Source organism: Geodermatophilus sp. SYSU D00691, from assembly GCF_054050275.1.
Genome location: NZ_JBJGYZ010000012.1, coordinates 55,330 through 82,210, shown reverse-complemented (window position 1 = coordinate 82,210; position 26,881 = coordinate 55,330). Strand labels below are relative to the sequence as shown.

At 73.0% G+C, this 26,881-nt stretch carries 27 protein-coding genes and 2 pseudogenes; 18 read left to right on the top strand and 11 right to left on the bottom strand.

What is annotated here, in order from left to right:
• Positions 1-87: 87 nt before the first annotated feature.
• Together ACI797_RS11410 and ACI797_RS11405 are read right to left on the bottom strand one after the other, a co-directional pair.
• The gene (locus tag ACI797_RS11410; protein WP_456858712.1) at positions 88-969 is read right to left on the bottom strand and encodes an MBL fold metallo-hydrolase; all 882 of its coding nucleotides are present in this window, start codon (positions 967-969) and stop codon (positions 88-90) included.
• 50 nt (positions 970-1,019) lie between these two features.
• Complete coding sequence (locus ACI797_RS11405; protein WP_456858711.1) at positions 1,020-1,685, bottom strand: GntR family transcriptional regulator; 666 nt, start codon at positions 1,683-1,685, stop codon at positions 1,020-1,022.
• 258 nt (positions 1,686-1,943) lie between these two features.
• Here ACI797_RS11405 and ACI797_RS11400 point away from each other — a divergent pair, with 258 nt between their 5' ends.
• The 11 genes from ACI797_RS11400 to ACI797_RS11350 all read left to right on the top strand — a co-directional run bounded on the left by ACI797_RS11400 (position 1,944) and on the right by ACI797_RS11350 (position 12,706).
• The gene (locus tag ACI797_RS11400) at positions 1,944-3,707 is read left to right on the top strand and encodes a PEP-utilizing enzyme (RefSeq protein WP_456858710.1); all 1,764 of its coding nucleotides are present in this window, start codon (positions 1,944-1,946) and stop codon (positions 3,705-3,707) included.
• Between the two features lie 11 nt (positions 3,708-3,718).
• On the top strand, positions 3,719-4,597 hold the full coding sequence (locus ACI797_RS11395) for a PEP/pyruvate-binding domain-containing protein (protein ID WP_456858709.1): 879 nt from the start codon (positions 3,719-3,721) through the stop codon (positions 4,595-4,597).
• A gap of 107 nt (positions 4,598-4,704) precedes the next feature.
• Positions 4,705-5,535 carry an FAD binding domain-containing protein gene (locus ACI797_RS11390; protein ID WP_456858748.1) on the top strand — a complete coding sequence of 277 codons (831 nt, stop codon included), beginning with the start codon at positions 4,705-4,707 and terminating at the stop codon, positions 5,533-5,535.
• Positions 5,532-7,643: a xanthine dehydrogenase family protein molybdopterin-binding subunit gene (locus ACI797_RS11385; protein ID WP_456858708.1), complete on the top strand. Its 2,112-nt coding sequence runs from the start codon at positions 5,532-5,534 to the stop codon at positions 7,641-7,643. The genes ACI797_RS11390 and ACI797_RS11385 overlap by 4 nt, the downstream gene beginning before the upstream one ends.
• Positions 7,640-8,095 carry a (2Fe-2S)-binding protein gene (locus tag ACI797_RS11380; protein ID WP_456858707.1) on the top strand — a complete coding sequence of 152 codons (456 nt, stop codon included), beginning with the start codon at positions 7,640-7,642 and terminating at the stop codon, positions 8,093-8,095. Before ACI797_RS11385 ends, ACI797_RS11380 begins: the two co-directional genes overlap by 4 nt.
• A 38-nt stretch (positions 8,096-8,133) precedes the next feature.
• Complete coding sequence (locus ACI797_RS11375; protein ID WP_456858706.1) at positions 8,134-8,970, top strand: fumarylacetoacetate hydrolase family protein; 837 nt, start codon at positions 8,134-8,136, stop codon at positions 8,968-8,970.
• A gap of 1 nt (position 8,971) precedes the next feature.
• Positions 8,972-9,265 carry a putative quinol monooxygenase gene (locus ACI797_RS11370; RefSeq protein WP_456858705.1) on the top strand — a complete coding sequence of 98 codons (294 nt, stop codon included), beginning with the start codon at positions 8,972-8,974 and terminating at the stop codon, positions 9,263-9,265.
• Complete coding sequence (locus tag ACI797_RS11365) at positions 9,258-9,947, top strand: phosphoglycerate mutase family protein (protein WP_456858704.1); 690 nt, start codon at positions 9,258-9,260, stop codon at positions 9,945-9,947. The genes ACI797_RS11370 and ACI797_RS11365 overlap by 8 nt, the downstream gene beginning before the upstream one ends.
• Positions 9,948-9,982: 35 nt before the next feature.
• The gene (locus ACI797_RS11360) at positions 9,983-10,663 is read left to right on the top strand and encodes an SRPBCC family protein (protein WP_456858703.1); all 681 of its coding nucleotides are present in this window, start codon (positions 9,983-9,985) and stop codon (positions 10,661-10,663) included.
• Between the two features lie 23 nt (positions 10,664-10,686).
• The gene (locus ACI797_RS11355) at positions 10,687-12,102 is read left to right on the top strand and encodes an aldehyde dehydrogenase family protein (protein WP_456858702.1); all 1,416 of its coding nucleotides are present in this window, start codon (positions 10,687-10,689) and stop codon (positions 12,100-12,102) included.
• Positions 12,103-12,109: 7 nt separating this feature from the next.
• A complete protein-coding gene (locus ACI797_RS11350; RefSeq protein WP_456858701.1) occupies positions 12,110-12,706 on the top strand; it encodes an adenylate kinase in 597 nt (198 codons plus the stop codon).
• A 546-nt stretch (positions 12,707-13,252) separates the two neighbouring features.
• On the opposite strand, the gene ACI797_RS11345 is transcribed toward ACI797_RS11350, so the two are convergent.
• Positions 13,253-14,038, bottom strand: a complete 786-nt coding sequence (locus ACI797_RS11345) for a hypothetical protein (protein ID WP_456858700.1) — start codon at positions 14,036-14,038, stop codon at positions 13,253-13,255.
• A gap of 286 nt (positions 14,039-14,324) precedes the next feature.
• On the opposite strand from ACI797_RS11345, the gene ACI797_RS11340 reads away from it, so the two are divergent.
• Positions 14,325-14,714, top strand: a complete 390-nt coding sequence (locus ACI797_RS11340) for a response regulator transcription factor (protein WP_456858747.1) — start codon at positions 14,325-14,327, stop codon at positions 14,712-14,714.
• Between the two features lie 45 nt (positions 14,715-14,759).
• Here ACI797_RS11340 and ACI797_RS11335 read toward each other — a convergent pair whose 3' ends face one another.
• The 3 genes and pseudogenes from ACI797_RS11335 to ACI797_RS11325 form a co-directional block, all read right to left on the bottom strand.
• The gene (locus ACI797_RS11335; RefSeq protein ID WP_456858746.1) at positions 14,760-15,086 is read right to left on the bottom strand and encodes a trimeric intracellular cation channel family protein; all 327 of its coding nucleotides are present in this window, start codon (positions 15,084-15,086) and stop codon (positions 14,760-14,762) included.
• Positions 15,087-15,156: 70 nt separating this feature from the next.
• A pseudogene (locus ACI797_RS11330) lies at positions 15,157-15,369 on the bottom strand (trimeric intracellular cation channel family protein); the annotation flags it as partial.
• 88 nt (positions 15,370-15,457) lie between these two features.
• Positions 15,458-16,204, bottom strand: coding sequence for an alpha/beta fold hydrolase (locus ACI797_RS11325; RefSeq protein WP_456858699.1), 747 nt, complete (start codon positions 16,202-16,204; stop codon positions 15,458-15,460).
• Between the two features lie 169 nt (positions 16,205-16,373).
• On the opposite strand from ACI797_RS11325, the gene ACI797_RS11320 reads away from it, so the two are divergent.
• On the top strand, positions 16,374-17,024 hold the full coding sequence (locus tag ACI797_RS11320; protein ID WP_456858698.1) for a GntR family transcriptional regulator: 651 nt from the start codon (positions 16,374-16,376) through the stop codon (positions 17,022-17,024).
• A gap of 17 nt (positions 17,025-17,041) precedes the next feature.
• On the opposite strand, the gene ACI797_RS11315 is transcribed toward ACI797_RS11320, so the two are convergent.
• A complete protein-coding gene (locus ACI797_RS11315; protein WP_456858697.1) occupies positions 17,042-17,395 on the bottom strand; it encodes a nuclear transport factor 2 family protein in 354 nt (117 codons plus the stop codon).
• 78 nt (positions 17,396-17,473) lie between these two features.
• On the opposite strand from ACI797_RS11315, the gene ACI797_RS11310 reads away from it, so the two are divergent.
• The gene (locus ACI797_RS11310) at positions 17,474-18,274 is read left to right on the top strand and encodes a MerR family transcriptional regulator (protein WP_456858696.1); all 801 of its coding nucleotides are present in this window, start codon (positions 17,474-17,476) and stop codon (positions 18,272-18,274) included.
• Between the two features lie 22 nt (positions 18,275-18,296).
• On the opposite strand, the gene ACI797_RS11305 is transcribed toward ACI797_RS11310, so the two are convergent.
• On the bottom strand, positions 18,297-18,992 hold the full coding sequence (locus tag ACI797_RS11305; protein ID WP_456858695.1) for a hypothetical protein: 696 nt from the start codon (positions 18,990-18,992) through the stop codon (positions 18,297-18,299).
• Positions 18,993-19,130: 138 nt separating this feature from the next.
• Between ACI797_RS11305 and ACI797_RS11300 the strand changes: the two genes are divergently transcribed.
• Both ACI797_RS11300 and ACI797_RS11295 read left to right on the top strand, forming a co-directional pair.
• Positions 19,131-21,092, top strand: coding sequence for a histidine kinase (locus ACI797_RS11300; RefSeq protein ID WP_456858694.1), 1,962 nt, complete (start codon positions 19,131-19,133; stop codon positions 21,090-21,092).
• Complete coding sequence (locus tag ACI797_RS11295; protein WP_456858693.1) at positions 21,080-21,730, top strand: response regulator; 651 nt, start codon at positions 21,080-21,082, stop codon at positions 21,728-21,730. Before ACI797_RS11300 ends, ACI797_RS11295 begins: the two co-directional genes overlap by 13 nt.
• A gap of 20 nt (positions 21,731-21,750) precedes the next feature.
• Here ACI797_RS11295 and ACI797_RS11290 read toward each other — a convergent pair whose 3' ends face one another.
• From ACI797_RS11290 to ACI797_RS11280, 3 genes are read right to left on the bottom strand one after another with little or no spacing between them, the layout of a single operon-like run.
• The gene (locus tag ACI797_RS11290; RefSeq protein ID WP_456858692.1) at positions 21,751-22,332 is read right to left on the bottom strand and encodes a DUF6529 family protein; all 582 of its coding nucleotides are present in this window, start codon (positions 22,330-22,332) and stop codon (positions 21,751-21,753) included.
• A 59-nt stretch (positions 22,333-22,391) separates the two neighbouring features.
• Positions 22,392-24,032 carry a hypothetical protein gene (locus ACI797_RS11285; protein ID WP_456858691.1) on the bottom strand — a complete coding sequence of 547 codons (1,641 nt, stop codon included), beginning with the start codon at positions 24,030-24,032 and terminating at the stop codon, positions 22,392-22,394.
• A 37-nt stretch (positions 24,033-24,069) separates the two neighbouring features.
• Complete coding sequence (locus ACI797_RS11280; RefSeq protein WP_456858690.1) at positions 24,070-24,789, bottom strand: CDP-alcohol phosphatidyltransferase family protein; 720 nt, start codon at positions 24,787-24,789, stop codon at positions 24,070-24,072.
• A gap of 83 nt (positions 24,790-24,872) precedes the next feature.
• Here ACI797_RS11280 and ACI797_RS11275 point away from each other — a divergent pair, with 83 nt between their 5' ends.
• Both ACI797_RS11275 and ACI797_RS11270 read left to right on the top strand, forming a co-directional pair.
• Positions 24,873-25,979 carry a glycosyltransferase family 4 protein gene (locus ACI797_RS11275; protein WP_456858689.1) on the top strand — a complete coding sequence of 369 codons (1,107 nt, stop codon included), beginning with the start codon at positions 24,873-24,875 and terminating at the stop codon, positions 25,977-25,979.
• A pseudogene (locus ACI797_RS11270) lies at positions 25,976-26,839 on the top strand (lysylphosphatidylglycerol synthase transmembrane domain-containing protein); the annotation flags it as partial. The gene ACI797_RS11275 and the pseudogene ACI797_RS11270, both read left to right, overlap by 4 nt.
• Positions 26,840-26,881 lie beyond the last annotated feature (42 nt).

The following is a 26,881-nucleotide window of genomic DNA, read 5'->3' as shown; positions in this document are numbered from 1 at the left end:
GCTCGTGGGGAGATGCACTGGACTTACCAGCGTCCGCCTGCTCGACGACATCCGGCCGTGTGGAACGCCGCCTCAGCACGGCCACGCTCACGTACGAGGCGGAACCGGGGCGTCCCGCCGAGCGGTGAAGTTGTCGAACAGGGACCCGGCGTTGAGGGTCTCGACGTACTCGAGCATGTACTCCTGGCCGATGTCGACCGGGCCGAGCTTCGGGAACTTGACCCGTGCCTGGGTCTCCTCCTTGCTCCACCCGGCAGCGACCGCCTCGGCGACAGCGGCCTTCCAGCTGAGCAGGGCCGCGCGCTGCCGGTCCACGTAGGAGAGATCGGTGACCGGTCCATGCCCGGGGACGACGGTGTCGACATCCAGTGAGCGGATGATCTCGAGGGAGTCCAGCCATTGGTCGACGTCACTGGTCATCAGCCACGTCTGGCACTCGCAGAAGACGCTGTCACCGGTGAAGACCGTCCGCTCCTGCGGCACGTACACCGCGAGCTGACCGGGCGTATGACCGGGCGTGTGCAGCAGGTGGAAGTCGTGGTCACCGACCCGCAGTGAGAGGTCCCCGGTGAAGACGACCTGGCCCTTGTTGGGGTCCGCGTAGTACTCGTCGCGGTCCGGGAACAGTGCGATGCCGTCGGGGTCATCGGTGGGCAGGGCCTCGCGGGCGTACTCGAACGGGTCGAGCTCGGGGTACACGGTCATGAAGTTGTCGTAGAGCCCCTTGTGGTTCACGACCGTGCCGGCCCCGCGGAAGTACCAGTTGCCGAAGATGTGGTCGACGTGGTGCTCGGTGTTGATCAGGTACTGGACCTCGCCGAAGGTTTCCACGAACCGGCGCATCTCCACGGCCCGGGTCGGCAGCTGCGGCGTGTCGATGACGACCGGACCGGCCGAGGTCACCACGAAGCTGGGGTTGCACCCCCGCACCTTGGTCTCGGTGAACACGCGGTCGTTGAGCTGCTGCATCTGAGTCTCCGTAAGGCTCGGTCAGTGCGGGCGGAGGGGTTGCGGAGGGGTCAGCCGTCCTGGGCCGCGTTTGCGCGGTTCAGCAGAGAGGCGCCGAAGAACTCGATGTGCGCGCGCATCTCCTTGCCGGCCAGATCCGGGTCACGAAACTGGACGGCCATGAGCACGGGGCGGTGGAGCTCGGCGATGGCGTGCAGGTCGGAATGGCCTCGCAGCACGCTGACCACGGTCCTGGCCTCGACCCGCAGCGAACGCCAAACCTCGAGGAGCACTTGGTTGCCAGAGGCCTCGACGATGATCTCGTGGAACCGGGTGTCGTGGACCAGGAGCGCGTGAAGGTCACCGACGTCGGCGGCCTGCCGCATGCCGGAAAGCTCCTCCTGCAGTGCGCCCAGATGTTCCTCGGTGATACGGGTTGCAGCCTCCCGGCCGGCAACCTCCTCCAAGGCGGCCCGGACGGGGTAGATCTGCCCCAGCTCCTCCACGGTCACCTCGCGGACGCGTGCGCCCTTGTGGGGCTGCGACTCGATGAAGCGCATGGCCTCGAGGTCGCGAAGGGCTTCCCGTACCGGCGCCTGGCTCACACCGAACTCCGCCGCGAGCACGCTTTCCTTGACGCGTTCCCCAGGCCCGTACGTGCCATCGAGGATGCGCTCGACGATCAGGTCCTTGATCTGGTCACGCAGGACGCCGTTGCGGCGAAGTGGCCGATCCACTGGCTCTCCCTCGGGGTGAGGACCGCCCTGGGCGGCCCTGCTGCGTTATCGATAATACGGGCAAGACATGTGCTGTCAACCACAGTCATCGAGCATCTACAGGCAGTGAAATGCGGTCTGAGTCACGGAAAGTCGCCTCAGGGGGTTGACGTGCGTCACAGACCACTGCCAGATTATCGATAGTTCGGCCGTCCGCCCAAGGGGCAGGGCCGACGCACTGCCCCCTCATAACCCCCCACCACCTCAACCGGAGATGGCATGAGCGACGACAACGTCTTGGCGACCTTCTTCGGGGACGACGAGTTCCCGGTGCAGTGGGAGGCCGGCCAGAAGGACCTCTTCTGGGTGCACGACGACCTCCACATCCCGAACCCCGTCTCCCCCATGTACGCAGACATCGGCGGCTGGTGGCTGAAGTGCGACTACATGTTCCGGCGCTTCGGTACCCCGTTCGCCTCTGACTGGATCTCCAAGATCGTCAACGGCTACGTCTACACCGCGGCCATCCCGGCCACCCCGGGCCTCTCGGCCGAGGCGTCCGAGTACGGCGCCCGCTACACCCCCCGGGTCCCCCTGGACCCGGAGGACCCGGCCGAGCTGGGCGGCTACATGGGCTGGACGCTGCCCTACTACGCCGAGAACTTCCTCGGCTGGTGGCGCGGCCGGCTGCGGCCGGAGATGGAGCGCAACTTCGTCCGCTTCGACGAATACGACTACGACGGCGCCAGCCTCGTCGAGCTCGCGATCCTGCTCGAGGACGCGATCGACATGCACGACCGGCACTGGTCCATCCACTGGGTGCTGAACTTCGCCCAGTTCTCCTCCACGCTGGCGCTCAACGCCGCGATCGCGGCGGCCAAGGGCGAAGGCGACCACTCGACGCTGATGGGCCGGCTCCAGAGCTCCACCGAGAACCGCAACTGGGACTCCATCGACGAGCTCTGGAAGATCAAGGAGTGGGTGAAGAAGGAGCAGGGCGAGGTCGCCAAGGCCTTCACCAAGCCCACCGCCGTTGATGTGATCCGCGCCCTGGAGGGCACGGAGGCCGGGCGGACGTTCCTCGCCGAGCACATCGAGCCGTACCAGAAGGTCTTCGGGTACAAGTCGATGTACGCCCACGAGTTCTCGTTCAAGACGTGGCGCGAGAACCCAGCGCCGATCGTCGAGGCCGTGCGCGGCTACCTGGAGTCCGACTACGACTACCCGGCCGAGCTCAAGGCAGTGGCCGAGGACCTGGAGAAGGCGAAGGCCGAAGTCTTCGAGGGCGTGGAACCCGGCCCGGCCCGGGACGAGCTGGAGCGGGCGCTCGACCTGAGCCTGCGGATGAACCCGCTCACGCCTGACCACCACTTCTACATCGACCAGGGCACCAACGCTCGCGTCCGGCTCGTGCTCATCGCGATCGGGAAGAAGCTGGTCAGCGACGGCAAGCTCGACGATCCCGAGGACGTCATGTACCTCAAGTACAACGAGCTGCGCCGCCTGATGGCCGGCACCAACTCCTTCGACGCCCAGGAACTGGTCGGCGACCGTCGCGACCAGCGCGAAGACGCCTACGAGCTGCGGCCGCGCGACTGGGTCGGCACGGCCACCGAAGAGGCCGTCGCCTTCCCGTACCTGTCGCTGTGGGCGTTCCCGGAGAAGCTCAACCGGCCCGCGCCGAGCCACGAGGGCGAGATCCCAGGGCTGCCGGCCTCGGCCGGCGTCGTCGAGGGAACCGCCCGCGTCGTGCTCTCCCAGGAGCAGTTCAGCGAAGTCCAGCCCGACGAGATCGTGGTCTGCCGGATGACGAGCCCGTCCTGGGTCGTGCTGTTCACCAAGATCTCCGGTCTGGTCACCGACGCCGGCGGCATGGCGTCGCACCCCGCCGTCGTCTCGCGAGAGTTCGGGATCCCCGCGGTCGTCGGCACGTCCGACGCCACGCGCCGGATCACGACGGGCGACCGGGTCCGGGTCAACGGCTCGACCGGCCGCGTCGAAATCGTCGCCGACGTCTCGGCTACGCCCGCCCAGGCCCTCTGAAGGTGAGCCCGATGACCGCGATCCTCCCGCCCCCGACCGCCGTGGAGCACGCCGCCGTGTCGACGCACGACCAGCCGCTCGTCCTGCCGTTCAGCGATCCCCGGTGCCGGGTGGTGGAGCTGACCGGCGGCAAGGGCGCCAGCCTGGCGACCATGACCGCCGAGGAACTGCCGGTCCCGCCCGGCTTCGTCATCACCTCGGCGGCCTTCGCCGCCGCGGTGGACGAAGAGGCCCTCCGGGACGCGATGCGCCGCAATGACATCGAGGCCGCAAGGTCGCTCGTCGCCGCTGCGAAGCCTCCTCGCGAGCTGATCGAGCGCGAGTACGCCAAGCTGCAGGGCTTGGTCGCCGTGCGGTCCTCGGCGTGCGCCGAGGACTCCGAGGGCGCCAGCTACGCCGGCCAGCAGGAGACCTTCCTCAACACTGACGGCCTCGAGGCGGTGCTGCACAACGTCGTCGAGTGCTGGCTGTCCTTCTTCACCGACCGCGCCGTCTTCTACCGGCAGGAGAAGGGCTCGCTGGAGGACGTCGCCATGGCCGTCGTCGTCCAGCAGATGATCGACAGCCAGAAGTCCGGCGTCATGTTCACCGTCGACCCGGTCCACGGCCGCAAGGACCGCATGGTCGTCGAAGCAGCCCCGGGCCTCGGCGAGGCGGTCGTGTCCGGTGAGGTCACGCCGGACAACTACACCCTCTCCCGTCAGGGGGTCGTGAAGAAGGCCAAGGTCGTCGACGCCGAGCGGGTGCTCAGCGACGAGGAGTGCGCCGCGCTGGCCCGAATGGGCCAGAAGCTCGCCGAGCTGCACGGTGTGCCCCAGGACATCGAGTGGGCGTTCGACGCAGCCGGCGACCTCTTCCTGTTGCAGTCCCGGCCGATCACCACCGTCTGAGCCACGGCCCGGCACGGGGGCACGTCGCACTCTCACGACGTGCCCCCGGCCGAGCACGGCCGTCGACCCCCACGGACCACGATCAGGGAGCACACGACGTGACCTGGATGGCGCCCCGCACCGTCGCCGAGGCGGTGGAGCTGAAGGCCGCCCACCCCGATGCCACCGTGGTGGCCGGCGGCACCTTCGTCGGCATCCTCACCCGCCAGGGGTTGCTGAGCAGCGAGGACTGGATCTCGTTGCAGAACGTCCGCGAGCTGCAGCAGATCGACACCAGCGCTGAGCTCGCGCTGGGAGCCATGGTCACCCACCGGCGGATCGAGCTGCACCCCGCCGTGGCCACCGGATGGCCCGGCCTTCGGCAGGTCTTCGCCGTCGTAGCCAGCCCTCGAGTCCGCAACGCGGCCACCGTCGGCGGCGTCCTCGGCGACGCGGACTACGCCTCGGACCCACCCGCCATGCTCGTCGCCTGCGGGGCATGGGTCGAAGCGCTCAGTGTGCGCGGGCTGCGCCGGATCCCCGTGGCCGATCTCATCCTCGACCACTACGAGACCAGCCTCGACGAGGACGAACTCATCACCCGGGTGCTCGTCCCCCGCGGCCGGAACCACACCACCTACCGGAAGCTGCGGACCCGCAGCCAGGAGGACCGGCCAAGCGTCGCCGTCGCCGCCGCCCTGCACGAGGGAACCGCATCGGTCGTCGTCGGCGCCGTCTCCGGGCGCCCGCAGTACTTCCCCGATCTGTGCGCCACGTGGGTGCCGGGCCAGGACGACAGCGTCCGCTCGATCGCCGCCGGCTACGCCGAACGGATCGACCCGATCAGCGACAACCGCGGCACCGCCGCCTACCGCACCCGAGCCATCGCCGTCGAGGTCCGCCGCGCCCTGGAAGACCTCACCCCGGCGGCCCTGACCTCCCGGAAGGCCGCGGCATGACCGACCCCCGCATCCGTGCCCAGCTGCGCTACCCCGTCGACCTCACGGTCCCGGGCATGTGGCACGCCCGCCTGGTGCGCTCTCCGTACGCCTCGGCACGCGTCACCGCCGTCGACACATCGCTGCTTCCTGACGGGGTCGTCGCCCTGACCCCGGCCGACGTCGAGGGCCTGGGGCGCTACGGCGCACAGATCCGCGACCAGCACATCCTCGCTGGCATCGCGCGGCACATCGGCGACCCGGTCGCCGTGGTCGTCGCCCCCGACGAGGCCACAGCTCGCGCCGCCGCCGCTCTGGTCGACGTGAGCTACGAGGAGCTCCCCGCCATCTTCGACGAGCGGGAGGCTCTGCGGCCCGGTGCACCACTCGTCCACGCGACGATCCCGATCAGCACCAGTGACTCCGCCTACTTCGGCCTTCGCCCGCTGGACGGCACGAACATCTGCCATCGCTTCCGGATCCGTACCGAGGGGATCCCCCAGGGCGAGCCGTACAGCGCGGACCCGGAGCCCCAGGACGCCGACACGGGCTTCGCGGGTGCCGAAGTGATCGTCGACGAGACGTTCTACATGCCTGCGGTCCAGCACGTGCCGATGGAGCCGCACGCCTGCATCGCCACCTGGACCGACGGCCGGCTCGAGCTGGTCACCGGCACGCAGACGCCGTTCAACATGCGCCAGGACCTCGCCGTGCTCTTCGGCGTCCCGGAGACCGACGTCCGCGTCGTCGTCCCGCCGATGGGCGGGTCCTTCGGCGCCAAGACCTTCGTCCGCACCGAGGCCATCGCCGCAGCAGCCGCGCAGTGGGTGGACCGCCCGGTCCGGCTGGTGCTCGACCGCGACGAGGAGTTCGTGACCATCACCCGGCACGCGGCGACCGTGCGGATCCGCCTCGGAGCCACCCGGGACGGGCGCTTCGTCGCCAAGCGTGTGTGGTGCTGGGTGAACACCGGCGCCTATGCCGACTGCGGGCCCGGCGTCGCCATGAAGATGGGCTACGCCGGCGTCGGCCCCTACCGGTTCGACGCGGTCGCCGTCGACTCCTACTGCATCTACACGAACCTGCCCCCCGCCGGCGCCTACCGCGGCTACGGAGCCACCCAGTCGGTGTGGGCGTCGGAACGCGTGACGGACCTGATGGCCGAGCAGCTCGGCATGGACCCGGTGGAGCTGCGACGCAAGAACCTCCTCGTCGACGGCGACGTCTACTGCACCGGCGAGACGATGCACGACGTCCACTTCGAGGAACTGCTCGACGACGCCGCCCGGGCCGTCGACTGGCAGCCCGGCGAGCCGAACCCGGGCAAGGGCATCGCCGTGATGCTGAAGGGGATGCAGACCCCGAGCAAGGCCGAGGTCGGCATCCGCCGCATCGGCCCGGACCGGTACGAGGTCCTCAGTGCCACCACCGAGATGGGGCAGGGCTCCGCCAAGGCGATCGCCCAACTCGCCGCGGAGCTGCTCGGCGTGGAGACCGACCAGGTCGACGTCCCCCCGCCGGACACCGACCGCGTCCCGTACGACACGCGGACGACGTCCAGCCGCTCGACGCACATGATGAGCCGCGCACTCGAGGCCGCAGTCGCCGACCTGAAGGACAACGGCACCGACTACGGGCACGGGCGCATCGCCAACGAGGGCGGCCTCGACGTCGACACCGGCCAGGGCGTGGCGTCCTCCCACTGGCACCAGGGCGCCGCGTCGGCCCAGGTGGACGTGGACGAGGAAACCGGGGTCCTCACCCTGCGCCGGCTGCACGCCTCTTCCTACGCCGGCCGCGTGGTCAACAAGGCCGCGGCCGAGCTCCAGCAGGAGGGCTCGATGATCATGGCGATCGGGACGACGTTGTTCGAGGAGATGACCTTCGACGACGGTCAGGTCGTCGGTCCCAACCTCTCCGACTACAACATTCCCTCCGCCCTGGACTGCTCCCCGATCACCCAGACGATCCTCGAGATCGAGGGGGCCGAGGTCCACGGCCTCGGGGAGACGGCCCTGCCCCCGGTTCCGCCGGCCATCGGCAACGCGCTCGCCAGCCACGGCTACTCCCCCACCCGGCTTCCCCTCACCCCGGAACGGGTGCTGGCCTGCGCGAAGGAGCCTTCGTGAACATCACCCTGCAGATCAACGGCGCACCGGTCGACCTCGAGGTCGACGAGGGCGTGATGTTGCTGGAGGTCCTGCGCGACCAGCTCGGCCTGCTCGGCGCACGCGGCACGTGCGGTGTCGGACTGTGTGGTGCGTGCACGGTGCTGGTGGACGGCCAGCCCATCTCGTCGTGCATCCTGCTCGCCCCGCTCGCCCAGGGACGGGCGATCACCACAGTCGAGGGGCTGCCCGACGACGACCCGGTCGTGCAGTCCTTCGACCGTCACCACGCCTTCCAGTGCGGCTACTGCATCCCCGGGATGGTGCTCACGTCGAAGGCGTTCCTCGGCGAGTGCGCCGGCAGCGGGACCTGCCCCTCCCGGAAGGAGATCGCCGAGGCCCTCGGCGGCAACCTCTGCCGCTGCGGCTGCTACGTCAAGATCATCGACGCTGTCCAGGAGGTCGGCTCGTGAAGTACGTGACCTACGCGGCTCCCGACGGCACCGGCCGCGTGGGACGGCTGGAGGGCGACACCGTTCTCGACCTCGGCTTCGACGGCGACATGATCGCCTTCATCGAGGCCGGCGCGCCGATCGGCACAGCCCGGCCGGTGCCGGACGCGCGCCTGCTGGCGCCGTTGCAGCCCCGATCCTTCCGGGACTTCCTCGCTTTCGAGGGCCACCTGAAGAACGCGTTCAAGAACCTCGGCCGCGACATCCCGGCCGAGTGGTACGAGGTGCCCGCCTTCTACCGCAGCGTCGGCAGCACCGTGACCGGACCCGACACGGAACTGGCCTGGCCCTCCTACACCGAGCAGCTGGACCACGAGCTGGAACTCGCCGCGGTGATCGGCCGGCCGTGCAAGGACGTTCCCGCCAGCGAGGCGCTGGACTACGTCTTCGGCTTCACGATCTGGAACGACATGTCCGCCCGCGACGTCCAACGCCGCGAGCTGCCAGTGGGCATGGGCCCGGCCAAGGCCAAGGAGTGGGACGGCTCCAATGTCCTGGGCCCGTGCATCGTCACCCCCGACGAGATCGACCTCGCGACCCTCGAGCTCGAGGTACGTGTCAACGGGGAGCGCTGGGGCGGGGACACCACCGCCGCCATGCACCACAGCTTCGGTGACCTCATCGCCTACGCCGCTCAGGACCAGACCCTGCTGCCCGGTGACGTGCTGGGCTCCGGCACCGCCACCGGCGGCTCCGGGCTGGAACTGGACCGCTGGCTGCAGCCAGGGGACGTCATCGAGATGGAAGCCGGCCCCATCGGCGTCCTGCGCAACACCGTCGGAACACGCTCCACCAAACCCCGAGCCACCCCAATCCCCGATCGGAAGGACAACTGACATGGCGTTCGTCGTCGCAGCCACCTGGAAGGCCAAGCCCGGAGAGGCCAAGCGGGTCACCGACGTGATCAAGAAGATGACGCCGCTGTCGCGTGCCGAGCCGGGGAACGTCTTCTACCAGGCGCAGGTCAACCCGGAGGACCCCGAGACCTTCTTCCTCTACGAGCAGTACACGGACGCGCAGGCCTACGAGGACCACAAGAACACGCCGCACTTCCAGGAGAACGTGTTCGGCTACATCATCGAGTACCTGGCCGAGCGCAGCGTCAAGACGTACGAAACGATCGATGTCTGAGCCGCCGGGGCCCGACGTCGCTGTGGCGCACCGGCTCCTGCTGGTGCGTCACAGCGAGATCGCCTCGCATCGGGGAGACGTCCCGCTCACGGACAACGGGGTGGAGATCGCCCGCCAGGTCGGTCGTGACCTCGGCAAGGAGAGGCCGGCCTTCCGCGTCCTGACCGGCGGGACCTTGCGCACCCGGCAGACCGCCGAGGCCGTGGCCGAGGGGGCGCGGAGCGAGGGGGCGGAGGTCGAGGGACCTCGCGTGGCCTTCGCGCTGCGCAATCCCGACATCTACGTGGCAGGCGAGCGGGTCGACATGGTCAGCAGCGCCACTGCCCTCGCCGAGCAGGTTCCCGGCATGACCGAGGACCAGGCGGCGTCGAACCTGTTCTTCTCCGGGTTCTTCGACCACCCCGACCGGATCGGCTGGTGGCTGGGCCTGTCCGAGGTCCCTGGGGACGACGCGACCACCCTCGCCCGCCGCATCGACGCGTTCGCCAGCAGCCTTGCCGACGCAGGCAGCCGCACCGGCGGGCTCACGGTCGGCGTGACGCACTCCCCCGTGCTGCGCGCCTGCACGCTGGCCCACCTCGCCAACGACCCCGGCGAGCCGCCGTGGGTGGGTGGCCTGGAGTACGCCGTCCGTCCCGACAGGTCGCTGCGGGTCAGCGCCTTCGCCATCGACCGCACCTGACGCCGGACGCCCGGCACGACGACACGAGAGCAGACATGGAACTCACGCAGACCTTCACCGTCCCCGTGCCGATCGAGACCGCATGGAAGGCCCTCAACGACCCCGAGCGCATCGCGCCCTGCATGCCCGGCGCCAGCCTCGAGTCCGTGGAGGGCGACAGCTTCGCCGGCAACGTCAGGATCAAGCTCGGGCCCATCGGCCTCAGCTACCGGGGAACGGCACGCTTCGTCGACGCCGACCCGGTGACGCGCACCGTCGTCATCGAGGGCTCCGGCAAGGACGCGAAGGGAAACGGCTCGGCCAGCGCCACGGTGACCGCGCGGCTGACCGAGGACGCGGGCACCACCACGGTCGCCACGACCACGGACCTGAACATCACCGGCAAGCCGGCCCAGTTCGGCCGCGGAGTCATGAACGACGTCGCCAACAAGATCGTCGCCCAGTTCGCCGGCAACCTCGCCACGCTGCTGACCTCGGAGGAGGCAGCGCCGGCCGGGACGTCGTCGGAGCCACCGCTGGCCGCGGCGGCGACAGCGACGTCTCCGGCACCGGTGGCCGCCCGACCGGCGGTGGCCGCTCCCGCCGCCGCGGAGCTCGACGCATTCGCCCTGCTCGGCATCTCGCCGACCGTCCGCCGTCGGCTCACCGCCGCCCTCGTCCTGGCCGACGTGTTCGTCCTGGGCTGGGCCATCGGCCGGCTCGGCAACCGCCGCTGACCCACGACCAGCTAGGAGTGCACGTGCCTTCCACCGTCACCACGGTCAACCCAGCCACCGGCGAGCCGCTGAGCAGCTACCCCGGCTCCGACGTCGACGAGGTGCTCTCCGTTCTCGCGTCGGTCGCCGGGACACAGGCCTCCTGGGCCGCGGCCCCGGTGGAGCAGAGAGCCGAGATCATCCGGGCGATCGGCGCTCAGCTGCGCAAGGACGTCGAGGAGCTCGCCGCACTGATGACCGCCGAGATGGGCAAGCCCATCGCCGAGGCGCGCGCCGAAGTGGAGAAGTCGGCCACGGCGTGCGACTACTACGCCGACCACGGACCGGCTGCGCTGGCTCCCGTGGAAGTCGACACCGGCGACCAGCGCAGTTGGGTCGCGCACGAGCCCCTGGGCGTGGTCCTGGCCGTGATGCCCTGGAACTTCCCCTTCTGGCAGGTCCTCCGGTTCGCCGCGCCGACCCTGCTGGCGGGCAACACGGCGATCCTGAAGCACTCCCCCAACGTCACCGGCTGCGCGCTCGCCATCGAGCGCGCCTTCCGGGACGCCGGCCTCCCCGAGAACGTGTTCCGCAGCATCGTCGTCGCCGAGGAGGACGTCCCGGCGGTCAGCCAGGCGCTGATCGAGGACGACCGGATCGCCGCCGTCAGCCTCACCGGCAGTGAGCGCGCCGGCTCCGCCGTCGCAGCCGCCGCCGGCCGGGCCATCAAGAAGAGCCTGCTGGAACTCGGCGGCTCCGACCCCTTCGTCGTCCTCGACGACGCCGACCTCGACCTCGCCGTCGCCGCCGCGGTCAAGAGCCGCTTCATCAACGGCGGGCAGAGCTGCCTGGCGGCCAAGCGGTTCGTCGTCCACGCGGCGGTCGCCGCCGACTTCAGCCGCCGGTTCGCCGAGGCCGTCTCCCAGCTGGCCGTCGGGAGTCCCACCGATCCGGCCACCACCATCGGCCCCATGGCCCGGGCCGATCTCGTGGACGAGCTGGAGCGCCAGGTGCGGGGATCGGTCGACGGCGGGGCGACCGTGCTCACCGGGGGCGAGCGGCTCGACCGACCGGGCGCCTGGTTCCCGCCGACAGTGCTCGCCGACGTCACGCCGGACATGCCGGTCATGGCCGAGGAGACCTTCGGGCCGGTGGCCGCCGTCGTCGCGGTCGCCGACGACGACGAGGCAGTCCGCGTCGCCAATGCCACCCGGTACGGGCTCGCAGCCAGCGTGTGGAGCGCCGATCCGGACCGCGCGCTGTCCGTGGGACGGCGCATCACCTCCGGGGCGCTGTTCGTCAACGCCGTCGTCGCGTCCGACCCGAGGCTGCCGTTCGGTGGCACCAAGCGCAGCGGCTACGGCCGGGAGCTCGGCGAGGCAGGAGCGATCGAGTTCACCAACGCCCGCACCTACGTCATCGGCTCGGGCGTCCTGCCCAGCGGCCCGCCCACGGAGTGAGGTCCTGATGCGCCTCGTCCTGCTGGGCCCGCCGGGGGCGGGCAAGGGAACACAGGCTCAGGTCCTCGCCGCACGGCTCGGCGTGCCGGCCATCTCCACCGGCGACATCTTCCGGGCCAACGTCAGCGGCGGGACCGATCTCGGCCGTCGGGCGAAGGCCTTCATGGATGGCGGCGACCTGGTGCCGGATGAGATCACCGTCGCCATGGTGGTGGATCGACTGGCTGAGGCAGACGCCGCCCACGGCTTCCTCCTCGACGGCTTCCCGCGCACCATCCCCCAAGCCGAGCGCCTGGATGAGGCGTTGGCCCGACGAGGGCATCGGCTCGACAGCGTCCTGGAGCTCGTCGTCGACGAGGAGGAGGTGGTCCGCCGTCTCTCCGGTCGGCGGCTGCTGGTCGACGGCGAGTGGGTCACGCGCGAAGACGACAAGCCCGAGACGGTCCGACGCCGTCTCGACGTGTACCGCGAACTGACCGCGCCGCTCACGGCGTTCTACGCCGAGGCCGGTCTCCTGCGCCGGATCGGCGCCCTCGGGCAGATCGACGAGGTGACCGCTCGGGCACTCGCCGCTCTTGGTACTAACCGCGTCTCCGCGGGATGACCGGAATCCAGATGGTCGGGTGAGTTCTGCAGCGCAACTCGCCACACGATCACGGGTGTCCGACCGGCGTGCTCCGTCGGACATCGACCACGAAGCGCCCACGCTGGCGCTCTACTCCTCGAACGGGAGCAGCACGTGGGCGATTGCCCACGTGACGGTGTTCAAGTCCCCCCTCGGACACCGGATCGAACCCCCAAGGCTTCAGGCCGCGGGGGTCCGGTCTTCGGGGTTCGGCGTGTCCGCAGGGTGCCGACGCGCGTGCTGTGCAGGCAGATCGAAATTGCCGGGCGCGGCCCTGCCCCCAAAACGATCGGCGGCTGAGCGAACCCGTAGAGCGGCAGTCCAGGGAGCGGAACCGGTCGAAACGGTGCTGAACAACGGGCATCTCGGCACGGACGACCGGTTTCGGCGAGGGCTCCGACAGCCGCTCGTCAGATGCGCAGGCGCCCTCCCCCGGCACATGGGTGATCCCGATCGCCGTTGGGCGAAGAAGAACCTGATTCACGCCCGTGCCCCGGGCCCGGGGAATCCTGAGCGCCGACACAGTCAGACGTCAGGAACCGCCATCAGCCTCATCACGAGGAAGCGCCCGCCGGCGGTCACGCCCGCCTCCACGGCCATGACTAGCCGCTCATCCACCGACGTGGCCACGTAGCACCTCAGAAGACCTTGGCCGTCCGGCGGGTCGCAGACGACCTCACCGTCGGGTGGGATGAGCGGGTAGTCCTGCGCCGTCTCGATGATGCTCGTAGCCGGTTCGGTCGACATCAGCGTCATGCCGACGACGTCCTGCCGCTCCCACGCTGACAGAAACTCAGCAACCACCGACTGGTGCGAGTCGTAGACACTGTCGGTGCGCCAAGAGTCGAACTCTGGACACAGGGTCGTGGTCGCCAGCTGCAGCTGCGCCTCGTACATGTCCACGGTGAAGTCCGGGGTGAGCAGCAGCCCGCTACCTGTCGTGGCCGCCACCGTCCGGAGCGCCTCCTGGACATCGCCGCCGACCTCGTCGACTGATTGACAGAACCCGATGCCGTAACCCACCCAGAGGTCGTCAGGCACGCTGCCCGTAATCGGAAGGCCGTACTCGTGGTAGCCCAGGTCGAGCAGCCCCGACGCCCACTCCTGGGCCCCGTCGACCTGGGCCTGGTTCGCGAGCGTCGCTTCCCGCCAGTCGATGCCGGCCGGGCCGGCGTTCGAGGCCGACGTCGGGTCCGACGGCGTGGCAGCCTCCCCGGCGCCCGGGCGGTCCGGCTCGGCGGACGTTGGGTCCGAGGACCCCGACACGCCGGCCGCCTGATCCTCGCTGCAGGCAGAGGTTCCGAACAGCATTGCGAGTAGCACTGCCAGCGCTCCGGATCGTCGGATCGTCGAGATCCGCGACCGTCTTTGCCGAGCCCGCACCACGACCCCCGTTCCGCGCGGCTGCCCGCTCCGCCCGCCCGCGACAGAGTGCCCGCCGACGACGACGGCGACAAGTGCCTCGCGCTGGGTCGCGGCACAGGTCCCGTCGAGCCGGCTCGTCGAGGTCCCGGGAGCGGCGCACCTCTTCGCCCTGGAACGCCCCGAGTGGATCCTCGAGCGGCTGGTCAGGCGCGGGTGACACCCGGTCCTCGCGCTGCCGCCCCGCGACCTCGACGGCGCGACCCTGCCCGATGCGCTCGGGTCGGGCGTCGACGAGGGCCGCACCCTCCGCGCGGAGGGCTGTGGGCCGCCGTCCTCGTGCTCACCACCTACGACACCGACTCCGAGCGCATCGCCGCCATCGAGGCCGGCGCCACGCGCTACCTGCTCGAGGACACCCCCGCTGACCGGGTCGCTGAGCGCGTGCGAGCGCCAGGTGCTCGCCCTCGTCGCCCGCGGGACGTCGAACTGCGCCATCGCCGAGGAGCTGTTCGTCAGCGAGGCGACCGTCAAGACGCACCTGGTCCACGTCTACGAGAAGCTCGGCGTCAACGACCGCGACGCCGCGGTGGCCACCGCCTACGAGCGCGGCAACCTCGGCTGATCGCCCGAGCCCGGCCGCCACGGCCTCGCTCTCCCTCTCGGTGGATCAGCGGCGTGGCGCGCCGCGCGCCCACGGACCGCGCCAGTGGCGCCGGAGCGCGAGGAGACGGACGGCGAAGACGGCGACGGCGACGCCGGCGCCCAGCGCCGGACCGTCCACGCCGACGGTCGGGGCGGCGCCGACGACGAGGGCCCCGACCAGCGCCGGCACCGCGTAGAGCTCGGAGTCCGGGCGCACCAGGGCCGGGACCTCGCGGGCGATGACGTCGCGGAGCACGCCGCCGCCCACGGCGGTCGTGACCCCGAGGCAGGCCGCGGCCACCGGCGCGAGGCCGGTGTCGAGGGCCTTCTCGGTCCCGGCCACGCAGAACAGCCCCCTGCCCGGCGGCGTCGAAGACCAGCAGGGGCCGGGAGAGCCGCGCGCGGCCGGGGTGGGCGACGGACGTGATCGCGGCCGCCGCCAGGGCCACGACCAGGTACTCCCACCTGGTGAACGCCGGGGGCGGCGTGTCGCCGATCACGAGGTCGCGGACGATCCCGCCGCCCAGCGCGGTGACCACCGCCAGGATCGCGAGGCCCACCACGTCGAAGTCCCGACGGATCGCCATCAGGGCCCCGGAGACCCCGAAGGCGAACACGCCGATCAGGTCCAGCACCCGCACCGGGGCTCCTTCGTCCGTGCCCGGCCGCTCCGCCGCCCGACGTCCGCGCGGCGGAGCCGGTCCGGCGCCCGTCGCGCCCGGGTCAGCCGGCCGTCGCGCGGGCGGCCTCGTCGATGAGCCGCGCGACGGCCTCCGGCTGCGACACGGTCACGGCGTGCGAGGCGTCCACCTCGACGGCGGAGGACGACGCGCGCCCGGCCATGAACCGCTGCGCCTCGGCCGGCACCGCCAGGTCCTGGAGCGTGACGAGGGTCCAGGACGGGACGGTCTTCCAGGCCGCCTTCGTCGCCTTGTCCGCCAGGGCGTCCCCGATGATCGGCCGCTGCGTGACGGCCATCAGCTCGGCGACGTCGGCGGGCACGTCGGCGGCGAAGATCGCGTGGAACTTGTCCTGCTCGATGTAGAGGTCGTCCACCGTCTGCCCGTCGGGACCGCGGACCGGCACCGGTCGCAGCGCCGACCCGAGCTCGTTGCCGGGGTACCTCCCGGCCAGCTCACCGGTGCTCTCGCCCTCGTCGAGCAGGAAGCTGGCGACGTACACCAGCGCCCGCACCCGCGGGTGGCCGTCGGCGGCCTCGCTCATCACGCTGCCGCCGTAGGAGTGCCCGGCGAGGACGATCGGCCCCTCCACGCCGTCCAGGACGTCGCGCAGGAACGCGGCGTCGCCGTGCAGCGAGCGGAGCGGGTTGGCCACCCCGACCACCGGATAGCCGTCCCGCCGGAGCCGGGCGATCACGCCGTTCCAGCTCGAGGTGTCGGCGAAGGCCCCGTGCACCAGCACCACCGTGGGCTTGGCGGCGGCGCGGTCGTCGGGCGTGCTGCTGGTCATCGGTCTCTCCCTCTGGGTCTGCGGGCGACCCCTCGTCGCCCGTCCGTGGCACACCTCGTGCGCGCCCCCGTCAGCGCCGTCGGTGTGCGATATATTGCATTCCGGTACACCGCGCCGGAAGACTCCCTTCCGCGCTTCCTCGTTCCGCAGAGCCTCAGGAGGTCCCTCCGTGCCGATCCCCCCGACGGTCCCCGGCCTCGACCGCGGCCTGCTCCGGGACGACGTGTACCGCCGCCTCCGCGACGCGATCGTCGACGGCACGTTCGCCCCCGGTGAGCAGCTCAAGGACCTGGAGCTCGCGACCTGGCTGGGCGTCAGCCGGACGCCGGTCCGCGAGGCCCTCCTCCGGCTCGCGCAGTCCGGCCTCGTCCACGCCCGGCCCGGGCGGTCGACGGTCGTGAGCACCCTCGACGCCCGCGCCGTCCGCGACGCCCGGGACGTCGTCGCGGCGATGCACGAGCTGGCGGTCCGCGAGGCCGTCCCCGTCCTCACCGAGGCGGACCTGGTGGCCATGCGCGACGCCAACCGGCGGTTCGCCGCGGCCGTCACGTCCGGCGACGTCGAGCAGGCCCTGCTCGCCGACGACGAGCTGCACGGCGTGCTCGTGCGCATCGCCGGCAACCGCGCCCTCGACACGGTGCTCGAGCAGTTCACGCCGACCGTCCGCCGGGCGGAGCGGCTGCGCTTCGCCTCCCTGCGGGGTCGGACCTCGGTCCGCCAGCACGACGAGCTGATCCGGCTCTGCTCCGCCGGCGACGTCGAGGGCGCGGCCGCCGTCGCCTACGACACCTGGCACAGCCTGCCGAGCGCCGAGGCATGAGGCCCGGGACCGGCCCCTCAGGGGGCGATGACGAGCTCCGCGACGAGGTCGCCGGCCAGCGCGAACCGGTAGCGGAGGTCGACGACGCCGCCGGGGAAGTCGCCCTCCAGGCGGTGGGTGGCGGTCCAGTGCGCGTCGTCGGTGCGCTCCGCGGCGACGAGCGTCGTCGTGTACGTGAACTCGGCGCCGGCCCTGGAGAGGAAGTCGCGGACCTCGTCGGTCCCGCGGTAGGTCGTGCCGTCGTCGACCACGACGGCGGTGGGCGTGAAGGCGCGGAGCGCGGAATCCGCGTCGCGGGCCGCGTGCGCGGCGAGGAAGCCGCGGACCACCGCGGGCAGCTGGTCGGGGCGGATGCTGGTCGGTGCGGTCATGCCCCGAGGGTCGGGCCTCGGGGCGCGGGAGGGTCAAGCGCTGGACCCTCCCCCAGGGGGAGGGTCCACCGTGGAGCCGTGCTGGCGATCGGGGAGTTCTCGCGGCTGACCCACCTCAGCGTGCGCAGCCTCCGCCGCTACCACGACGCGGGCCTGCTCGAGCCGGCGACCGTGGACGAGGCCACCGGCTACCGCTACTACAGCGCCGACCAGATCCCGACGGCCCAGGTCATCCACCGGTTGCGCGAGCTCGACGTCCCCCTGACCGACGTGCAGCGCATCCTGCGCACCCCCGATCCCCGGGTCCGCGCCACGCTGGTGGCCGGCCACCTGCGACGGCTCGAGTCGGAGCTGGACCGCACCCGTGCGGCGGTGTCGTCGCTGCGCCGGCTGCTGCAGCCGGAGCCGCCACCGCTGGACGTCGAGCTGCGCGCGGTCCCGGCGACCACGGTGGCCGCGGTCGAGGACGACGTGGCGCACGACGACGTCCTCGCCTGGTACGCCGGGGCCATGGCCGAGCTGGACGCGGCCGTGACCCGGCCGACCGGTGCTCCCGGAGGCCTCTACGACGACGAGCTCTTCGAGAACGGCCGCGGGCACGTGCTCGTCCACGTGCCCACGGCGGATCCCCCGCGCCGCGGGCGGGTGCACCCGGTGACGCTGCCGGCCGCCGAGCTGGCCGTCACGACCCACGTCGGCGAGCACCACGACATCGGCGTGACCTACGGCGAGCTGGGCGCCTGGGTGGTGGCCAACGCGCTCGCGGTGGCCGGCCCGGTGCGGGAGACCTACCTGGTCGGCCCGCGCGACACGGCGGACCCGTCGGCGTGGCGGACCGAGATCGGCTGGCCGGTCTTCCGCGTCGCGCCGCGCTCGTGACGCCTCGCGCCCCGGCGAGCCGCTAGGCCCGGGCGCGGCGCCAGACGACGGCCGCGAGCCCCACGAGCAGCACCATCTGCCCGATCTGCAGGTGGTCGACGACGTCGTTCGGCACCACGAACTGCGCCAGCGTCAGCGCCACGAACACGACCACCCCGACCAGCGGGACCGCCCGCGCGCGGATCAGCGCGGCGGCGAGGAACAGGGTGCCGGCCGTGTAGAGGACGAAGCCCGCCATGTCGGCGCCGAGCAGCCGGACGACGTGGTCGTCGCCGGAATCGACCAGCGACGGCCCGGCCCCCTCGGCCAGCCCGGGTGCCGTGGCGAACCAGGTGAACGTGGCGAATCCCGCGGCGCCCATCGCGAACAGGATGCCGCCGGCGGTGGTGAGGACCGCGCCGACGAGCGCCGCGACCCGACCGCGCTCCCGGGCGAGGTGCAGCACCGCCGCGCTCAGGGCCAGGGCGAGGACGGCGTAGGCGAAGCCGTCGACGAGCAGGCCGGCCCAGGCGGCGTCACGGCCGTCGACGAGCTGGTCGTAGGCCAGGAAGTCGTCGGCGCTGCTGTCGAGCCGGTCGCCCCAGGGCGGGGCGGCCAGCAGTCCCGCGAGGGTCAGCGCGGACGCGGCGAGCGCGACGGACGCCGTCCGGGTGCGGGCGGCACGGATCGGTGGCCGGGGAGCGGCGACGGGGGTGGCCGTGCCTGGGGAGAGGGTCATGGGGAGCCTCCGGGTCGGTCGTGGACGACGCCCGGACGCTAGGAACGGCGACCCACGCGGCGGATCGTGGCGGCCGCGGGGATCGGGGTCCGTGCTGGCACGGGGTCCGCGGGGCCCGCGGATCCCTACAGTGCTGCCATGCCGTGGGCGCGCCGCCTGAGCACGGGGGTCGCGGTGCTGGCTGCCCTCCACGTGGCGGCCGCGATCGGCTTCGCCGTCCAGGACGCCGTCCCCCCGGTCACAGCCTGGGCCGCGCCGGCGATCGCGCTGACCGTGGTGCCGGTGCTCACCGGGTTGTCGCTCCTCGTCGCCCGCCGCCCCGACGGCGCCGTGGTCGGTCTCCTGCTCGGGCTGCTCTCCCTCGCCGTCGCGCACGTGGCGGCCAAGGAGGTGTGGCTGGGCTGGCTGGGCACGGTCGCCCACCCGGAGCGCCAGGCCTGGCTGGTCGCGGTCACCGCCGAGGACGCGTGGTGGGTGCTCGGCACCTTCTGCCTGCTGCTGCTGTGCTTCCCCGACGGGCACCTGCCGTCCCGCCGCTGGACCTGGGTGCCGCCGGCGCTGGTGCTCTGCGTCGCCTCGGTGCAGGTGCACGGCGCCTTCGACGAGGCGCCGTACCGGCCCCCGCTGCAGCACCTGCCGCACCCGTTCGGCGACCCGCCCCTGGTCGTCGACGTCCTCGGCCGGCTGTTCTACGCGATGCTGCCGCTCTTCCTGGCCTGCGCGGTGTCGCTGGTCCTGCGCTACCGGCGCGCGGACCGGCTGCAGCGCCAGCAGATCAAGTGGCTGGCGCTGGCCGGGCTCGGCATGCCGCTCTACCCGCTGCTCTGCGGGCTGGAGATCCTGGTCTGGGGGCACCCGTCCTGGGTCAGCGCCGCGGTCGGCATCGCCTCGCTCGTCGCCACCCCGGTCGCGGCGGCGATCGCGGTGCTCCGGCACGACCTGTACGACGTCGACAAGGCCATCGCGCTCACGGTCACGTGGGGACTGGTCACGGCGCTGCTGCTGGCGGTGTACGGCGCGTCCTCCTCGCTGACCGGGGTGCTGATCGGCCGCGGCTCCGAGGTGGGCGTCGCCGTGGGCACCGCGGCGGTCGCGCTGCTGCTCCTGCCGGCGCTGCGCGTCGTGCGACGCGCGGTCGACGCCCGCCTGTACCCGCTCCGCCGGGCCGCGCTGGCCGCCGTGGACGACCTGCACCGCGAGGTCAGCGCCGGCCGGGGCCGGCCGGAGCAGCTGCAGGAGGTGCTCCGCGCGGCGCTGCGCGATCCCGGGCTGCGGGTCGGCTTCCGCTCCCCGGGGTCGCCCGCCTTCCTGGACACCGAGGGCGGTCCGGTGCCGGAGGAGGGGGTGGTGGTGCGCCAGGACGGCGAGCCGACCGGCGTCCTCGTGCCCGGGACCGGGCCGGCGTCACCCGAACTGCTCCGCGAGGTCGCCGACCGGTGCAGCACCCTGGTCGAGGTGGTCCGGCTCCGCTCGGAGCTGGCCCAGGCGCTGCGCGAGGCGCAGTCGAGCCGGACCCGGCTGGTGGAGATCGGGTACCAGGAGCGCCGCAGGCTGGAGCGGGACCTCCACGACGGCGCCCAGCAGCGGCTGGTCTCGCTCGGGATGCAGCTGCGCCTGGCCCAGCGGCACCTGGACGACGGGACCGTCGACGTCGACGGGCTGCTGGACCAGAGCGTGGCCGAGCTCGGCACCGCGGTGGTGGAGCTGCGCCGGATCGCGCACGGGCTGCGCCCGAGCGCGCTGGACGACGGCCTGCCGTCGGCCCTGTCGAACCTGGTCCGCAGCCTCCCGCTCAGCGTCGACCTGGACGTGGACGACGGCCCGCTGCCCGACGCCGTCGCGACGACGGCCTACTACGTGGCCAGCGAGGCCGTCGTCAACGCCGTGAAGCACGCGGCCGCCAGCCGGATCGAGCTGCGCGTCGTGCGCCGGGACGGTCAGCTGCTCGTCCGGGTCACCGACGACGGCTGCGGCGGCGCCCGGCTCGGCGTGCGCTCCGGCCTGGCCGACCGGGTGGCCGCCCTGGGCGGCTCGCTGCGCGTGGAGAGCTCGGTCGGGCGCGGCACCGAGGTCGAGGCGGCGCTGCCGTGCGCATCGTGATCGGCGAGGACTCGGCGCTCTTCCGCGAGGGGCTGGCCCGGCTGCTCGAGGACGCCGGCCACGAGGTGGTCGGCCGGGCGGGCGACGCCGTGTCCCTGGTCGAGACGGTGGCGCGGGAACGGCCCGACCTGGCCATCGTCGACGTCCGGATGCCGCCCGACGGCACCGACGACGGCGCCCGCGCCGCCACGGAGCTGCGGGCCCGTGACCCCCACCTGGCCATCGTGATGCTCTCCCAGCACGTCGAGACGAGGCACTCGGTGCAGCTGGTCTCGGGCGGTCGCTTCGGCTACCTGCTCAAGGACCGGGTGTTCGAGGTCGACGACTTCATGGACTCGCTGCGCCGGGTCGCCGCCGGCGGCTCCGCCCTGGACCCCGAGGTCGTCGCCACCCTGCTCGGCCCGCGGCGCGCGGACGACCCCCTGGCCCTGCTCACGCCGCGGGAGCGCGAGGTCCTCGCGCTCATGGCGGAGGGGCGCAACAACGTGGGCATCGCCCGGCGGCTGTTCCTCACCGAGCGGACCGTCGAGACCCACATCGCGAGCATCATGCAGAAGCTGGGCCTGCACGAGGCCGGCGAGGAGAACCGCCGCGTGCTGGCGGTGCTGACCTGGCTGGGCGTGCGGCAGCGCGGCTGACGCTCCGCGGCCGGCCCCCGCTACCGGGCCGGGGTCGGCCAGCCCCGTTCGCGGACGTACCAGAGGGCCGACGTCAGGATGGCGAGGACGAGCAGGGCGAAGAGGAGCCCCCCGGCGACCGGCAGGAACCACCCGGGTGCGCGCCTCGACCGGACGGCGACGAGCTTCACCACGACGGCGCCGACGACCGCGCAGCCCAGGAGCCCGTGCACGAACGTCCGCGTGCTCACCTCCTCGCCGTCCGGCAAGGTCCCGACCTCGAGGCCGAGGGACCACAGGCAGTGGTAGGCGACGAACAGGGTCAGCAGCAGGGCGACGGCTCCCGTGCTGCGGTGCACCGTGCCCAGCCACGCCGGCACGTGGATCCCGAGCTTGCCGTAGATCCACAGCGCGGTGACCACCTGGACGACGACGAGCACCCCGATCCCCGTGGCGACCACGGTCTTCATCGCCAGGACGGTCGGGTAGCCCAGCGTGGTGGTGCCGTCCAGCGTCGGGTCGTGCACCCGCCCGAACACGCCGACGAGCAGCGCGACCACCGCGCCGACCGCGAAGGCCGTGAGCGGGACCGCCATGCCCTTGCGCGCGGTGCTGTCCGCCATCGGCCCAGGATGCTCCGGGCCCGGCGGGTTGGGAACGCGATGCGCCCGCGAGGTGGCGGTCAGCGCGGCCCGACGACGGGGCTCGCGCCGGGCGACGGCCCGAACGCGTCGAGGAACCGGTCGCGCACGGCGTCCATCCGCCACACGGGCGCACCGGGACCCGGCAGCATCCCGTCGTCCCAGCCCCACGCCGCGATGCGGTCCAGGACGGCCGGGTCGCGGGTCAGGAGCGTGATCGGGACGTCGTGCGTCGCGCTCGGCCCGCTCACGACCTCGGCGGGCTGGTGGTCGCCGACCAGCAGGAGCACCAGGTCGTCGTCGTCCCGGTGGTGGGTCCCGACCCAGGAGATCAGCGCCTGCAGCGAGTACCGGATCGACTCCCCGTACAGGGCCCGGATCCGGTCGCCGTCCCCGAACACCTCGGCGGGCGTCGGTCCCGCGGCGGGCATGTCGTCGAACACCGAGCCGTCCCCGACGTCGCCCCAGTCGACGAGCCGCGGCAACGGGGTCCACGGCTCGTGCGAGGACACCAGGTCCAGCTCGGCCATGACCGGGGCGTGGCCCGGCGCGAGCTCGAGCCGCTCGAACGCCGCCAGCGTGTACTGGTCCGGCATGGCCGCGAAGCTGAACTTGGGGCCGGCGTACCCGACGTCGTGCCGGTCGTAGATGCGGTCGAACCGGTAGAACGCCTCCCCCTCCGGCCAGGGGTCCCGGTTCGACGGCACGGCCGCGGCCGTCCGCCAGCCCGCCCGGTGGAACGCGGCGGTCAACGTGAACCGGTCGCTGGGGAGCAGCTGCTCGTAGCGCTGCTGGCTGTCGACCCACAGGCCGGAGTGCAGCGTGGCGTGGGCCAGCCAGCTGACCCCACCGAACGTCGGCGACGTCAGGAAGGCGCTGCGGGCGGAGAACCCGGCCGCCCCCAGCCTCCGCGTCCCGGCGTCGAGCACGGCCCGGACGCCGGGTGCGACCGACGAGCCCTCCACGGCGACCCGCCCGTAGCTCTCGACGAAGACGACGACCACGTCCTTGCCGCGCAGGCCGGTGAGCAGCTCGTCGGCGGGCAGCCGGCGGTACGGGTCGTCGGCGGCGAGCTCGGCGCGGAAGACCGGGAGGTCGCGCAGGTTGGCGCCGGCCTCACCGGCCTGGTCGACGGCGAGCTGGACCGCGCTCCGGGAGGCGACCGGCAGCCCGGGGACCAGCTGGGTGCCCAGGACGGCGCACACGAGCCAGAGCACGCCGAGGGCGCCGGCCGTCCCGGCCGCGAGCCCCCTGCGGGCGGCCGCGACCCGGCAGACCCGCACCACCGACAGCAGCACCGCCACGGGGACCGCGACGGCGACCAGTACGGCGCCCACCACCGCGACGGCCCCCCAGCCCGACCCGACGGTGTCCTGCAGGACGATCACGGCGGAGTCGAGCAGCCGCCAGTCGGTCACCGGGTTGAACGGCCGGTGCAGCGCCTCCCGGAAACCGACGTCGAGCACCCGCACCACCGTGACCAGGCCGAGGGCCACGCCGACCGCGACCGCGACGACCCGCCGGATGCGACGCGGCAGCACGAGGACCAGCCCGACCAGGGCGAGCCCCTCGACCGGGATGCGCAGGAACGCCGCGGGGACCAGCCGGACGAGCCGATCGGGGACCAGGAGCACCAGCCAGACGACGGCGAAGGCGAGGACCGTCGCCGCGGGCCGCAGCACGGCCCGGTGGCGTCTCCCGGGGTCGGGCCCCACCGGGTCAGGCACCGGCCGGCCCGACGGCCGGTGCCGCGACGACCCCCAGGGGCGCGGCGCGGTGGGTGCGCCACAGCCACCACACCTCGCGGCCGAACGACTCCCCGAGCAGGACCGCCACCACGCCCAGGGCGCCGACGGTCACGGCGGTGGGCGGCACGCCCGTCGCCGCGGTGGTGAGCACGACCGCCTGCACGACGGCCACGACCTTGCACCAGTGGCGCGGTGGCGCCTGCCGGCGCAACCAGGGCAGCGCCCACCGGGCGACGTGGAGGGCGTAGCTGACCGAGCCGACGGCGACGACCCACGGGCCGAGCTCGCGGGCGACGTACACGCTCAGGACGAGCACCAGGAACGAGTCGACCTCCACGTCGAAGCGCGCCCCGAGCGCGGAGACCGTCCGGGTGCGCCGGGCGACCCGGCCGTCCACCCCGTCGAGGACGAGCGCCACGACGGCGAGCGGCACCAACCAGCCCACGGGCACCGGCCGGACGAAGGACTCACCGACCAGGGCCGCCACCCCGCCGACCAGCACGGCCCGCGTCGTCGTGACCCGGTCCGCGGGGCCCAGGCCCGGCGCACCGGACCGCCGCAGCCCGCGCAGCAGCAGTCCGAGGGCGACCGCGCAGGACACGAGGCCGACCAGCGCCCCGGCGGGCCCCAGCCCGCCGGTGCCGGCCAGGACGGACAGCAGCGCCAGCTGACCGGCGAGCGCGGCCAGCATGTCAGTGTGGACCGTCCGCACGGCACCTCCGGGTGGGAGAGGTACGCCCCGGAGGTCCAGCTCGGCTCCCGGAGGTCCGGCAGGTGACGCGAGACGTGCGCGCATTGTGGCCGTCCGGGCCGGGTCGTGGGCCGGATCCCGTCCCCCCGACCCTCCACGTCGTCGTCCCGGACGGCATCGACGACCCGGCCCGCCCGAGCGGGGGGAACCGCTACGACCGGCGCGTCTGCGACGGCCTGGCCGCGGCCGGCTGGGACGTCCGCGAGCTCGCCGTGCCCGGACCCTGGCCCCGGCGGGACGCCGCGGCCCTCGCCGGGCTGGCGCGCGCGGTGGCCGCCCTGCCGGACGACGCCCTCGTCCTGCTCGACGGGCTGGTCGCCTCCTGCGCGCCCGGCGTCCTGGTGCCCGAGTCCCGCCGCCTGCGGCTGGTCGTCCTGGTGCACGTGCCGCTCGGCGACGTCGCCGTCGAGGGGGACGGCGAACGCGCGGTCCTGGCCGCTGCGCGGGCCGTGGTCACGACCAGTGCCTGGACCCGCGACCGGCTGCTCGGCCGCTACCGGCTGCCCCCGGACCGCGTGCACGTGGCCCGCCCCGGTGCCGACGTCGGCGAGCCCGCCCCGGGGACCGACGACGGGGGCCGGCTCCTCTGCGTCGCCGCGCTCGCCCGCCACAAGGGTCAGGACCTGCTCGTGGAGGCGCTCGGCGGGATCCCCGACGCGTCCTGGCGCTGCACCCTCGCCGGCTCGCTGGACCGCGAACCCGCGTTCGTGGACCAGCTGCGGCGCAGCGCGGCCGCCCGCGGCTGCGCCGAGCGGATACGCTTCGCGGGCCCGCTGGTGGGTGCGGACCTGACCCGCGAGTACCGGCGGTCGGACCTGCTGGTCCTGCCCTCCCGGCTGGAGGCGTACGGAATGGTCGTCACCGAGGCCCTGGCCGGCGGGCTGCCGGTCGTGGCGACCGCGGTCGGCGGCGTGCCGGAGGCGCTGGGCCGGACCCCGGACGGTCCCCCCGGCATCCTCGTGCCGCCCGAGGACCCGCACGCCCTCCGCGCGGCCCTGGAGGCGTGGTTGCGCCGGCGCGACCTGCGGGCGCGGCTGCGACGGGCGGCCCTCGAACGACGGCGGGTGCTCGACGGCTGGGACGTGACGACCGGTTCGGTGGCCGCCGTCCTGGTCGGCAGCCGGCGATGAGCGGCGCGCGGCGGGCGGTGTGGGCGTGGACCCGTCCGCTGGGGGGCGCCGCGATCCTCGCCGTGCTGCTCGGGCGGCTGGGCGCGGGTCCCTTCCTGGAGGGTGTGCGCCTGGTCGGCGTCTGGTCGCTGCTGGCCGCCACGTCGATCACGGCGCTGACCACGGTGTGCTCCGCCTGCCGGTGGCGGGTCGTCGCCCGCGGGCTCGGCGTCGACCTGCCGCTCGGAGGGGCGATCGCGTCCTGCTACCGGTCGCAGTTCCTCAACAGCGCGCTCCCCGGCGGCGTGCTGGGCGACGTGCACCGTGGCGTCCGGCACGGCAGGGACTCCGGGGACGTCGGCCGGGGCCTGCGCGCCGTCGCCTGGGAGCGGGCCGCCGGCCAGGTCGTGTTCGTGGTCCTCGCCGTGGTCGTCCTGCTGACCTTCGACTCCCCGGTCCGGTCGGCGACGAGGTGGGTCGTCCCCGTCGCCGTCGCCGGCGCGCTGGTCCTCGTCCTCGCGCTGCGGACGCTGCCCTCCGGGCGACCGTCCCGCGCGGCGCGGGCCGTGCGCGCCGCGCGTGCGGACGTCCGGGCCGCCCTGCTCGACCGACGGGCGTGGCCCCTCGTGGCGGCCACCTCCGGCGTCGTCGCCGTCGGCCACGCCGGCGTCTTCCTGATCGCCGCCTGGACGACCGGGACCGCCGCCTCGCCGGCACGGCTGGCGCCCCTGGCGATGCTGGTGATGCTCGCGATGGCGGTACCGCTCAACGTCGGCGGGTGGGGACCCCGGGAGGGGGTGGCCGCGTGGGCCTTCGCCGCCGCCGGCCTCGGGGCGGCCCAGGGGCTGGCGACCGCCACCGCCTACGGCGTGATGGCCTTGGCGGCGACGCTGCCCGGCGCGGTCGTGCTGGTCGTCGACGGC